Annotated in this window: 16 protein-coding genes; all 16 read left to right on the top strand. The window is 53.7% G+C overall.

Annotated features, from left to right (window positions below; translation table 11 throughout):
• Positions 1 to 98: 98 nt before the first annotated feature.
• Genes eutM through ACLTD4_RS23530 form a run of 16 tightly spaced genes read left to right on the top strand, consistent with a single transcriptional unit; the run spans position 99 to position 11,638 of the window.
• Positions 99 to 386 carry an ethanolamine utilization microcompartment protein EutM gene (gene eutM, locus ACLTD4_RS23605; RefSeq protein ID WP_002602420.1) on the top strand — a complete coding sequence of 96 codons (288 nt, stop codon included), beginning with the start codon at positions 99 to 101 and terminating at the stop codon, positions 384 to 386.
• Positions 387 to 401: 15 nt separating this feature from the next.
• Complete coding sequence (locus ACLTD4_RS23600; RefSeq protein ID WP_006773243.1) at positions 402 to 698, top strand: BMC domain-containing protein; 297 nt, start codon at positions 402 to 404, stop codon at positions 696 to 698.
• A gap of 31 nt (positions 699 to 729) precedes the next feature.
• Entirely contained in the window at positions 730 to 1,038 is a 309-nt protein-coding gene (locus ACLTD4_RS23595; protein WP_002602422.1) for a BMC domain-containing protein, read from the top strand.
• Between the two features lie 18 nt (positions 1,039 to 1,056).
• On the top strand, positions 1,057 to 2,580 hold the full coding sequence (locus tag ACLTD4_RS23590; RefSeq protein WP_117621343.1) for an aldehyde dehydrogenase family protein: 1,524 nt from the start codon (positions 1,057 to 1,059) through the stop codon (positions 2,578 to 2,580).
• A 23-nt stretch (positions 2,581 to 2,603) separates the two neighbouring features.
• A complete protein-coding gene (gene cutC, locus ACLTD4_RS23585; RefSeq protein ID WP_117621342.1) occupies positions 2,604 to 5,144 on the top strand; it encodes a choline trimethylamine-lyase in 2,541 nt (846 codons plus the stop codon).
• Between the two features lie 27 nt (positions 5,145 to 5,171).
• Positions 5,172 to 5,624, top strand: coding sequence for a glycyl-radical enzyme activating protein (locus ACLTD4_RS23580; RefSeq protein WP_412331595.1), 453 nt, complete (start codon positions 5,172 to 5,174; stop codon positions 5,622 to 5,624).
• 24 nt (positions 5,625 to 5,648) lie between these two features.
• Positions 5,649 to 6,125: a hypothetical protein gene (locus ACLTD4_RS23575; RefSeq protein WP_412331594.1), complete on the top strand. Its 477-nt coding sequence runs from the start codon at positions 5,649 to 5,651 to the stop codon at positions 6,123 to 6,125.
• Between the two features lie 31 nt (positions 6,126 to 6,156).
• Positions 6,157 to 6,510 (top strand): BMC domain-containing protein, encoded by a 354-nt coding sequence (locus tag ACLTD4_RS23570; protein ID WP_055654046.1) that lies wholly within the window; start codon positions 6,157 to 6,159, stop codon positions 6,508 to 6,510.
• Positions 6,507 to 6,944 carry a EutP/PduV family microcompartment system protein gene (locus ACLTD4_RS23565; protein ID WP_117621341.1) on the top strand — a complete coding sequence of 146 codons (438 nt, stop codon included), beginning with the start codon at positions 6,507 to 6,509 and terminating at the stop codon, positions 6,942 to 6,944. Before ACLTD4_RS23570 ends, ACLTD4_RS23565 begins: the two co-directional genes overlap by 4 nt.
• A 28-nt stretch (positions 6,945 to 6,972) precedes the next feature.
• The gene (locus ACLTD4_RS23560) at positions 6,973 to 8,112 is read left to right on the top strand and encodes a 1-propanol dehydrogenase PduQ (RefSeq protein WP_117621340.1); all 1,140 of its coding nucleotides are present in this window, start codon (positions 6,973 to 6,975) and stop codon (positions 8,110 to 8,112) included.
• Positions 8,112 to 8,870: a hypothetical protein gene (locus tag ACLTD4_RS23555; protein WP_117621339.1), complete on the top strand. Its 759-nt coding sequence runs from the start codon at positions 8,112 to 8,114 to the stop codon at positions 8,868 to 8,870. Before ACLTD4_RS23560 ends, ACLTD4_RS23555 begins: the two co-directional genes overlap by 1 nt.
• A complete protein-coding gene (gene eutJ, locus ACLTD4_RS23550; RefSeq protein ID WP_055654039.1) occupies positions 8,852 to 9,697 on the top strand; it encodes an ethanolamine utilization protein EutJ in 846 nt (281 codons plus the stop codon). Before ACLTD4_RS23555 ends, eutJ begins: the two co-directional genes overlap by 19 nt.
• Positions 9,698 to 9,713: 16 nt before the next feature.
• Positions 9,714 to 10,019 carry a BMC domain-containing protein gene (locus ACLTD4_RS23545; RefSeq protein WP_002602431.1) on the top strand — a complete coding sequence of 102 codons (306 nt, stop codon included), beginning with the start codon at positions 9,714 to 9,716 and terminating at the stop codon, positions 10,017 to 10,019.
• Complete coding sequence (locus ACLTD4_RS23540) at positions 10,013 to 10,336, top strand: EutN/CcmL family microcompartment protein (RefSeq protein ID WP_412331593.1); 324 nt, start codon at positions 10,013 to 10,015, stop codon at positions 10,334 to 10,336. Before ACLTD4_RS23545 ends, ACLTD4_RS23540 begins: the two co-directional genes overlap by 7 nt.
• Before the next feature lie 28 nt (positions 10,337 to 10,364).
• Positions 10,365 to 11,000 (top strand): cupin domain-containing protein, encoded by a 636-nt coding sequence (locus tag ACLTD4_RS23535; RefSeq protein WP_110324031.1) that lies wholly within the window; start codon positions 10,365 to 10,367, stop codon positions 10,998 to 11,000.
• A gap of 11 nt (positions 11,001 to 11,011) precedes the next feature.
• Positions 11,012 to 11,638, top strand: a complete 627-nt coding sequence (locus ACLTD4_RS23530) for a BMC domain-containing protein (protein WP_412331592.1) — start codon at positions 11,012 to 11,014, stop codon at positions 11,636 to 11,638.
• The last annotated feature ends 24 nt before the right edge of the window (positions 11,639 to 11,662 follow it).

The raw sequence follows: 11,662 nt of genomic DNA, 5'->3' as shown, positions 1-11,662 counted from the left end.
GAAAGAAAAAAGACAACCGCCTCCTATTAGGAGGCTAGTTGTCTACAGTCTGAAATTAGATAATGTATCTAATTTCAAATCCAGAAGGAGGATATTTCATGAAGTACGATGCATTGGGAATGATTGAAACAAAAGGGCTGGTAGGATCGATCGAAGCGGCGGACGCCATGGTAAAGGCGGCGAATGTCACCTTAATCGGCAAGGAACACGTAGGCGGCGGTCTCGTTACCGTTATGGTGAGAGGCGATGTCGGAGCGGTAAAGGCTGCGACGGATGCAGGTGCGGCAGCAGCACAGCGCGTAGGCGAGCTGGTATCCGTTCATGTAATCCCACGTCCTCATGCAGAAGTGGAGTGCATACTTCCGGTCTGCAGAAAACCTGAATAGGAGGAGGTCGCGCAGGTGAGATATTACGGAGAAGAGGCACTGGGCCTGGTGGAGACCATCGGCCTGACACCCGCGCTGGAAGCGGCGGATAAGATGTTAAAGGCAGCGGACGTGGAACTCATATCCTACGAAAACGTAGGTTCCACCCTTGTGACCATCATGGTCAAGGGAGATGTGGCAGCCGTACGGTCCTCTGTGGAGGCCGGAGCGGCAGCTGCGGCAGCTATCGGAAAGCTGACGGCTAAGAATGTAATGCCGAGACCGATTCAGGGAGTAGGCGATATTGTATCCGTACACGATGTTGATGCGTAAGAACAGATAAACGGCAGGAAGGAAAAATTTTATGGAAAGATATGAAGCCATTGGTTCCATTGAAACATTTGGCCTGGTATTCGTTCTGGAAGCCGCGGATGCGATGTGCAAGGCGGCCGATGTGGAACTGATTGGATATGAGAATGTGGCTTCCGGATACATTTCCGTGCTGGTGCGCGGTGATGTGGGAGCATGTAAGACGGCGGTAGATGCCGGAGTAAAGGCAGTGGAAGCTATGGGAGCCGAGGTTTACAGCTCTGTTGTAATCCCGAGGCCTCATCCTGATCTGGAGAAGATCATCACACGTTACTCCTTAAAGAATCTTCTTCCGGCGGAGTAAGGAAAGGAAGCGTAGGCAATGCGTTTTGTTGATAAAGACTTGCTTTCTGTCCAGGAAGCCAGAATCCTGATGGAAAATGCCGGCGAGGCGAGAAAAGTGCTGGCTGGTTTTGAACAGGAAAGGCTGGACCGCATTGTGGTACATATGGCGCAGGCGGCGGCAAAACACGCCAGGGAACTGGCGGTCATGTCCTGCGAGGAGACGGAATACGGAAACTGGCAGGATAAATACAGGAAAAACCGGTATATCTGCGAATACCTGCCCGAGAAGCTTAAGACCATGCGTTTTGTGGGAATCATTTCGGAGGACCGGGAAGAGAAAATGATGAAGGTCGGCGTACCGTTAGGAATTATCGCAGCGCTGACACCATCTACCAATCCGGTATCCACGGCCATCTATCAGGCGCTCATCGCGGTGAAATCAGGCAACGCCATCGTCTTCGCTCCCCATGAGCGGGCCGCGAAGACTACGGGCAGAGCGCTGGATATTCTGATGGAAGCGGCCGCTGAGGCGGGGCTTCCGGACGGCGCGCTCTCTTACTTAGGCACCGTGACGCGTCAGGGAACGGAAGCGCTGATCGGCCATCCGGCCGTAGCTCTGGTAATCGACACCGGAGTTCCGGAGATGACAGAGGCCGCGAAGGCCGCGGGAAAACCGTTCATCTATGGAGGAACCGTGGGTTCCCCGGCGTTTATTGAGAGGACGGCGGACATACCGAAGGCGGTGAAAGCCATTATGGCCAGCCGGAATTTTGATTACGGAATTGTGCCGGCGGCGGAACAGTATATCGTTGCAGACAGCCGCATCGCCGGTGAGGCAAAACGGGAATTTGAGAGAAACGGCGCCTACTTCATGTCGGGGGACGAGGAAAAACAGCTGATCGGGCTGCTTTGTCCCGAAAACGGCAGTCAGGACCCTGAACTGGTGGGAAAACCGGCGCGGGAGCTGGCCCGAAGGGCGGGATTCTCCGTTCCGGATACGGTAAAGGTACTGGTTTCCGAACAGAAGTATATATCAGACAGAAATCCATACGCCAGGGCGCTGCTGTGTCCGGTTCTGGTGTATTACATAGAAAATGACTGGGTTCACGCCTGTGAGAAATGCATCGAACTGCTGGCAAATGAAAGCCATGGACACACACTTGTGATTCATTCGAAGGATGAAGAGGTCATTCGCCAGTTTGCACTGAAGAAACCAGTCGCCAGGATGCTGGTGAACACTCCGGCTGTGTTCGGGAGCATGGGCGTGACGACGAATCTGTTTCCGGCCATGACGCTCGGAAGCATTACCGCCGGGGTCGGAATCACCTCGGACAGCGTTTCCCCCATGAACCTGATTTACGTCAGAAATGTGGGATACGGAGTGCGGGAGATCGAAGACCGGATGGCCGGAGACGCAGAGGAGAGAAACGGCCGCGCCGATGCCGCGGTTTTAAGCACAACCTGGCAGACGGCAGTCCCGAAAGGCGGGGATGACAGCCTGGATGACGAGCTGGAGCGGGCCATGAAGAAGCTCCTGGAGTGGATGGCCGAAGAAGAATAAGCAGGAAAGAGGGGTAATACAAATTGGATATTCGTGAGTTTACAGATAAATTTGCAGATGCGACCAGAAACATGTCGCCGGAACAGCGGGAGGCGCTGGTAAAGATGCTGGAATCCGTTTCCGGCGATCTGCCAAAGGGCGCTCCGGAGAAAACGGGAGTATGCAGCGGCGAGGGCACAGAGATTCCCGATGGGATCACCGAGCGTCTTCAGCTCCTGAAGGATAACTACTTAAAGCAGGTTCCTTCCATCACGACTTACCGTGCAAGAGCCATTACAAAGATCGCAAAAGAGAATCCGGGCATGCCGAAGATTCTTCTGCGTGCAAAATGCTTCCGCTACTGTTGTGAGACGGCGCCTCTGGTGATTCAGGACCATGAGCTGATCGTCGGAGCACCATGCGGAGCACCGAGAGCCGGAGCATTTTCACCGGATATCGCCTGGAGATGGATGGAAGACGAGATCGACACCATCGGGACGCGTGCCCAGGATCCATTCTACATTTCCGAGGAAGACAAGAAGATCATGAGAGAGGAGCTGTTCCCGTTCTGGAAGGGCAAATCTGTCGATGAGTACTGCGAAGACCAGTACCGGGAAGCCGGCGTATGGGAGCTCTCCGGCGAGTCCTTCGTATCAGACTGTTCCTACCACGCGTTAAACGGCGGCGGAGATTCCAACCCCGGATACGACGTAATCCTGATGAAGAAAGGAATGCTGGATATCCAGAGAGAAGCGAAAGAGCATTTAGAGCATCTGGATTATGAGAACCCGGACGATATCGAAAAAATCTATTTCTATAAATCCATCATCGATACCACAGAGGGCGTTATGATTTACGCAAAGCGTCTGTCTGAATACGCGGCGGAGCTGGCGGCAAAGGAGACAAATCCGAAGAGGAAGGCAGAGCTCTTAAAGATTTCCGAGGTCAACGCCCGTGTACCGGCCCATAAGCCGGAAACCTTCTGGGAAGCAGTCCAGGCGGTATGGACCATCGAGTCCCTGCTTGTCGTGGAAGAGAACCAGACCGGAATGTCCATCGGACGTGTGGACCAGTATATGTATCCGTACTATAAGGGCGATATCGAATCCGGACGGTTAAATGATTTCCAGGCCTTCGAGCTTGCCGGATGTATGCTGATTAAGATGTCAGAGATGATGTGGATCACCAGCGAGGGCGGTTCCAAGTTCTTCGCCGGCTACCAGCCATTCGTCAATATGTGCGTGGGCGGCGTGACGAGAGAGGGCCGTGACGCAACCAATGAACTGACGTATCTGCTGATGGATGCTGTCCGCCACGTGAAGATTTACCAGCCGTCCCTGGCCTGCCGGATCCACAACAAATCTCCTAAGAAATATATGAAAAAAATCGTGGACGTGATCCGTTCCGGCATGGGCTTCCCGGCCTGCCATTTCGACGACGCCCACATCAAGATGATGCTGGCAAAGGGCGTGAGCATCGAGGACGCCAGAGACTACTGTCTGATGGGCTGCGTGGAGCCGCAGAAATCAGGCCGTCTCTATCAGTGGACCTCCACCGCCTATACCCAGTGGCCGGTCTGCATCGAGCTGGTGTTAAACCACGGCGTTCCGCTCTGGTACGGCAAGCAGGTCTGCCCGGATATGGGAGATTTGAGCCGGTTCAAGACTTTTGAGGAATTTGACGCGGCTGTTAAGGAAGAGATCAAATACGTGACAAAATGGACCGACGTGGCCACGGTTATTTCCCAGAGAGTCCACAGAGACCTTGCTCCGAAGCCTCTTATGTCTATTATGTACGAGGGCTGTATGGAAAAGGGAAAAGACGTTTCCTCCGGCGGCGCGATGTACAATTACGGCCCTGGCGTGGTCTGGTCCGGACTGGCAACGTATACGGACTCCATGGCAGCGATCAAAAAGCTGGTGTTTGATGATAAGAAATATACACTGGAGCAGTTAAACGAGGCATTAAAGGCTGATTTCGTCGGATATGACCAGATCAAAACTGACTGCCTGAACGCACCGAAATACGGTAACGACGATGACTATGCAGATCTGATTGCTTCGGATTTAGTTGACTTTACTGAGGCAGAGCATAGAAAATATAAGACCCTGTACTCCCATTTAAGCCACGGTACTCTGTCCATTTCCAACAATACCCCGTTCGGACAGATGACAGGCGCTTCCGCCAACGGCCGCGGTGCATGGCTGCCGTTATCCGACGGCATCAGCCCAACCCAGGGAGCCGACTACAAGGGACCGACTGCGATCATCAAGTCTGTGTCCAAGATGGCCAATGACAGCATGAATATCGGTCTGGTACATAACTTTAAGATTATGGCGGGACTCCTGGACACTCCGGAAGGAGAGGAGAGCCTGATCACCCTGCTTCGGACCGCCAGTATCTTTGGAAACGGCGAGATGCAGTTTAACTATCTGGATAACAACACGCTCTTGGAAGCGCAGAAGCACCCGGAGAAATACCGCGACTTAATCGTCCGTGTAGCCGGATACAGCGCCTTCTTCGTAGAACTTTGCAAGGATGTTCAGGATGAGATTATCAGCAGAACCATGCTGACCCATTTATAAAGAACCGTAAATTGGAGATGAATAACGATGAATCAGACACATGCAGGTTCCATTGAGCGCAAGGCATTGATATTCAATGTTCAGAAGTATAACATGTACGACGGACCGGGCATCCGCACCATTGTGTTTTTCAAGGGCTGTCCGCTGCGCTGCAAATGGTGTTCCAATCCGGAGGGAATGGACCGGAGTTTTCAGATCATGTTTAAGAAACGTTCCTGCGTGGACTGCGGGGCATGTGTAAATGCCTGCCCTGCGGGGATTCACGTGCTCTCCCCGGAGACTGGAAAACACGAAATCCGAAGAGACAGAGACTGCACCGGATGCAGAAAATGCATGGAGGTGTGTCCCCAGGAAGCGCTGACGATCTCAGGTGAATGTAAGACCATCTCGGAGCTGTTAAAGATTATTGCCGAGGATGAGGCCTTCTACGAGCAGTCGGGAGGGGGCGTGACACTGGGCGGCGGAGAAGTGACCGCGTAGCCGGAGGCGGCCTTAAACCTTCTGATGGCCTGTAAGCAGGAAGGCTATAACACGGCGATCGAGACGTGCGGCTTCACGAAAACGGAAACCATTTTAAAAATCGCGGAGTATGTGGACTTATTTCTGTTCGATATCAAGCATATGGACCCGGAACGCCATAACGAGCTGGTCGGTGTAAACAATGAGCTGATCCTGGAAAATTTAAAGGAGCTTCTTCACCGCCGTTACAACGTCAAGGTGAGAATGCCCATGCTAAAGGGGATCAACGACAGCAGGGAAGAGATCGACCGGGTAATCCAGTTTTTGATGCCGTTTCGTGATTATAAGAATTTCAAGGGAATTGATCTGCTCCCATACCACAAGATGGGGGTAAATAAATACAATCAGCTGGACCGGCCCTATCCCATCGACGGAGATCCCAGCCTGAGCGACGAGGACTTATCGCGGATCGAGGGCTGGCTGAAGGAGTATCAGTTCCCTGTCACCGTGGTAAGACATTAGCAGAGTCGGTATACAGCAGGAAAGGAGAGCCATGGCGGGAAAGGAACTTACCAGTGTAAGCCGGGTGATTGAGGAATCCGTACCCGGCAAACAGGTCACGATCGCCCATGTGATCGCATCACCGGTGCCGGAGGTGTACGAGTGCCTTGGAATCGACGCGGCGGGAGCCATCGGTATTCTGACGCTCTCCCCGTTTGAGACGGCCATCATCGCGGCGGATATCGCGGCTAAGGCGGCCGATGTGGAGGTCGGATTTTTAGACCGCTTCACGGGATCGGTGGTCATAGCCGGAGATGTCCAGAGCGTGGAGACGGCTCTTGCCTCCGTCTGCCGGACGCTGGAGACCGTGCTTGGCTTTGCCGTGACCCCGGTGACGAGAACATGAGAACAAAGAGAATTATGGTAATGGGGGCTGGCGGGAGCGGGAAAACGACTCTGGCCCATGCACTGAATGGGGATTACTCTCCGGTAAAGCGGACGCCCTGTCTGGTCTACGGAGCACGGACGATCGATGCTCCCGCCGCCTACTTAGAATCTCCCTGGATGGTACAGCACCTGATCGCGGAGGCCCAGAATGCGTCTCATGTTCTGATGCTGGTGGATCAGACAAAGACGAGGGAGGTATATTCCCCCGGTTTTGCCCTGGCCTTCCGTGCTCCGGTCATCGGAGTCATAACGAAGGAAGGAAAGAGCCGGGAGCAGCTGGCCCGGTGTGAAAAGGAGCTTTTAAAGGCCGGGGTTCAGCCTCCGTTTTACCGGGTGATATTTCCTTCCGGGGAGGGGCTCCCTGAACTGGAAAAACGGCTGAGCAGTAACTAAAATTCAGGAGAAAGGAGGCGGAAATAAAATGGAACAGTTTATTATGAAAACAAAAGTGTATCTCGGGGAAGCTTCTCTGGAAACTCTCCGGGATATGGGAATAAAAAAGGCGTTCGTGATCTGCGATCCGTTTATGAAGAGTTCTCATAAAGTGGATATGGTGACGGATCTGCTGGAGGAAGCGGGAGCGGAATTTTCTGTTTTTGCTGAGGTTGTACCGGATCCCACCATTGCGGTGGTGACTAAGGCCATCGAGCAGATGCTGGTATGCAGGCCGGACGCCGTGATTGCGCTGGGCGGCGGCTCAGCCATCGATACGGCAAAGGCGGCAGGCCTGCTTTATTCCGGCATGAGCCAGTCGGAGCGTCCGGAACTGATCGCGATTCCGACGACGAGCGGAACGGGAAGCGAGGTTACCTCCTTTGCTGTGATCTCGGACCCGGAAAAACAGGCGAAATATCCCCTGGTAGACGATTCCATGGTGCCGGATACGGCGCTGTTGGACCCGCGTTTTACCGTTTCAGTACCACCCCATATTACAGCGGATACCGGCATGGATGTGCTGACACATGCGCTGGAGGCGTACGTTTCCACAGACGCCGGTGACTTTACGGATGCCTGTGCGGAGAAAGCGATACGGCTGGTATGGCGTTACTTAAAAACTGCGGTGGAAGACGGAAGCAGCATGGAAGCCAGGGAGAAGATGCATAACGCGTCGTGCCTGGCCGGCGTGGCATTTAACGGGGCATCCCTGGGAATCTGTCACAGCCTGGCTCATGCGCTTGGCGGAAGATTTCATATTCCGCACGGAAGAAGCAATGCGATGCTGCTCTGCCATGTGATCGCTTACAATGCGGGGCTGGATACTCCGGGAGAGACGGCGGCCCTGAAGCGGTACGTGGAAGTGGCCAATATGCTGGGAATTTCGGCAGGAACCGACAAGGCGACCGTACACGGACTGATCCGTCAGATCAGGATTCTGATGAATCAGATCCATATTCCCCAGTATATAACGGAATGCGGTGTGGACAGGGAGGAATTCCTGGAGGCCGCAGGCGGTATGGCACAGCTTGCTTTGGATGACAACTGCACGGTGACGAATCCCAGAAAGCCGTCGAAAGAAGAGCTGGAGAATTTATACCGGTGTCTGTGCAAAGGGGGATATTGATGAAATACATAACCGAAGCGGATTTGAGAAATTTATACCGCACCACCCCCTTTACAACGTATGAAACGGAACCGGGGACACGGCTGACGCCGGGAGCGAGGCAGTTCCTGGGGGATCGTGGAATCAGGGTTCCGGATGAGATACCTTCCGCAAAGCGGTTCGGGGACAGTGGAACCGGAGGAAAGAAGCCGCTGTACTTCTGGAGACAGGAGGAAAATAAGGCGGGGCATGATACGGACCGTATTGGTGCAGATGAAGAAGAAAACGCAGCAGCGACGGACAGCCGGGAAGGTGAGGCGCGATGTCCGGAGGATTTGAATATCACTCCGGAAAAAAAAGCGCTCTTAAACCGCCTTAAGTCGGCGCAGGCATTGTTCTTGGAAACGGGGCTTCAGTTTAAGGAGCACGACGTGCTTCTGGCCCAGCGAATCTTCGTCATGGAGCGCTGCCTTGCGGGGCTGGCCGCAGAGGAGGAAGTATGCCTGCTGCCGTGCCAGGCGTGTACCGGAATCTGCCCGGATAATTTTTCCGAGGATATGGAGGACTGTTTCGAGATTACCTCCTTCCACGTCCAGTCAGACCGGGGGATGGACTTAATCCGGCTTCACCGGCTGCGCTGTCTTCTGCGGGAACTGAGCCCTTTCGTGGAGCAGGAGCTGGGAGACGGCAAAAAACGGGAGCTTCATCAGGTGATTAATGGTTTATCCCAGTTAATATGCCAGTTATTTGGAGGAAATACATGTCAAAAGAAGGAATAACATTTGAGGAATGCGACAGCCTGGTAAAGGAGTTTGAACGAGTCGTTAAAAACCCGGTAACAAACGGTTCTTCCGTCTATTACACCGGAGTGGATTTAGGAACGGCCTGTGTCGTAGTGGCGGTTCTGGATGATAACTTTAAGCCTGTTGCCGGCGCCTACCGGTATGCCGACGTGGTGCGGGACGGTATGGTAGTGGATTATATCGGTGCCATCCGGATCGTCCGGGAGATGAAGGAGGAACTGGAGGAAAAGCTGGGCTGTGAGCTTTTATATGCGGCGGCCGCCATTCCTCCCGGGACCGACGAGCTGGATTCGGGAGCCATCAAAAATGTGGTTCAGGGCGCGGGCTTTGAGATCACGGCTCTTCTCGATGAGCCAACCGCAGCCAACGCCGTGTTAAAGATTAAGAACGGCGCGGTCGTGGACATCGGAGGCGGAACCACTGGAATCTCCATCTTAAAAGACGGAAAAGTGGTTTATGTGGCGGATGAGGCTACCGGCGGAACGCATTTTTCACTCGTTATATCCGGGGCTTATGGGCTTCCCTTCGGGGAGGCGGAACGCTATAAGCGGGACCCCTCGCACCATAAGGAGCTGCTGCCGGTCTTAAAGCCGGTGGTGGAAAAGATATCTTCTATCATCAACCGCCATTTAGAAGGCCATCAGGTGGAAGGCATCTACCTGGTGGGCGGAACCTGCTGCCTGGCGGGGATTGAGGATATTATCGAAAAGAGGACGGGAATTCCGACGTATAAACCGGATAATCCCATGTTTGTAACTCCACTGGGGATTGCACGAAGCTGTACCCAGGAAGCCTGTGAATGAGACGAGGTAATGTGACATGGAAATCAGAATCATAAAATCACCGGCGCACGGCACCCTCGATATCCTGTTAAGAAGAAAGGGATCGGGAGCATCGACACCCATCGAGTCGGTGGATGCGGTCGGGCTGGTTCAGGGCCGGATGATTGAGATGGTGTGCGCCGCCGATGTGGCGGAAAAGGCTGTCGGAGTTACCGTGGAAGACATTCGCGGCAATTGTCCTCAGAATATGGTGCTGCTGGCTATTTTCGGGGATACCGCCTCCGTGGAAGCGGCCCTTGAGGAAATTAAGCGGAAAGAGAAAGAGGGGACACCGGAATGGTAACTGCAAAGCTGATCGGCAATGTCTGGGCGACCAGAAAAGCGGAATCCTTAAACGGATTTAAGTTTATGATGGCGGAGATCATTAGCGGGACGAGGACGGGAGAACGAATGATCGTGGTGGACACAATCAGCGCCGGAATCGGTGATCGGGTGATCGTCACGACCGGTTCTTCCGCGCGCCGCATGCTGGGTGACGACGGGATTCCGGTGGACGCCGTGGTAGTAGGAATTATTGATGAAGATTGTGAATTTATTATAGAAGAAACCGGTGCAGCGCTGCACCAGTGCCGCCCGGCACTTGTGTTTCCAAATGGATAGATTCGCAGAGAAGAAGGGATGTGGTACCATGAAAAAGTTAGTTTGCGCCAGGGATATCGAAGAGTGCAGCAAACAGGGAAAGACCGAGTACTGCGTGGACGGCGATACGATTATCACACCTTCCGCAAAGGACGCGGCCGAGGCGTGCGGGATCCGGTTTACGGATCGTATAAGCCAGCCGGAAGCGGTGTGTGCCAATGCGTTTGCGGGAATGGATAAGATGGATGCGGCCGGACTCTGCCAGCTGTTAAAGACCATACTGGAGCAGGGCGGTTTACAGGCGCCGTCTAAGCCTTATGAAGAGGAGCGCCACGGAAATGGCTTAAAGGTAGTTCGGGGCAGAACGGTGAAAATGGATGTGTTTGACACCGGAAACCCGGATGCGACGGCGTATTTCCAGGAGCTGGTAAGCAAGGATGAATCCCATATCAGCGCCGGGTTCCTGATTATTGAAAACTCGAAATTTGACTGGGAACTGACGTATGAAGAGATCGATTACGTCATCGAAGGCACACTGACGATCACCATCGACGGAAAGACGTATACCGCTCACGCCGGAGACGTGCTGTTCGTACCATCGAATTCCAAAGTCGTATGGGGATCTCCAGACAGGGCGAGAGTGTTCTATGCCACTTATCCGGCCAACTGGGCAGATTTGCTGTAAGGAGGTAAGCCATGAAGGCACTTGGACTGATAGAGACAAAGGGCACTCTGGCGGCGGTGGAAGCTGCAGATGCCATGGTAAAAGCCGCGGATGTCACACTGGTTGAGAAAACACGAGTCGGCGGCGGCCTGGTGACCATTACGGTGACCGGCGATGTGGCCGCGGTACAGGCGGCTGTGGACGCCGGTACGGCAGCAGTGGAACGGATCGCGGCCTCCAGCCTGGCGGCAAAACTGGTCATTCCACGGCCTCATGAGGAACTGGAAATCCTGTTTACACCGAAGGGGCCTGGCGGAAAGACGGATCCTGGTGTGACGGACGAGGAAGAGCCGGAAGCAGAAGACGCAGCGGTTGGAGATGCGGTTGAAGAAGTGGTTAAAGAAGTGGTTAAAGAAGTAGAAGAATCCCCCCACCCTGCCCTCCCGGAGAAGTTGGACCGGCAGACCTTAGATTCCATCATTGAAAAATACGGCATTGCCGAAGGTATGGCGATGGCGGACGGACTGAAAGTAACAGCATTAAGGACACTGGCCCGCGAATACGGAGAATTGAAGATTTCCGGCAGGGAAGTGTCCAAAGCCAATAAACAACTGCTGCTGGAGGAATTAAAGAGCTATTACGAAGCTCGAAATGATTGACGCGGTTCTTCGCGGGAACAAAAT

This window comes from Hungatella sp., assembly GCF_046966825.1.
Note: the sequence above shows the minus strand (reverse complement) of the source record. Positions and strands in the feature narration are given on the sequence as shown.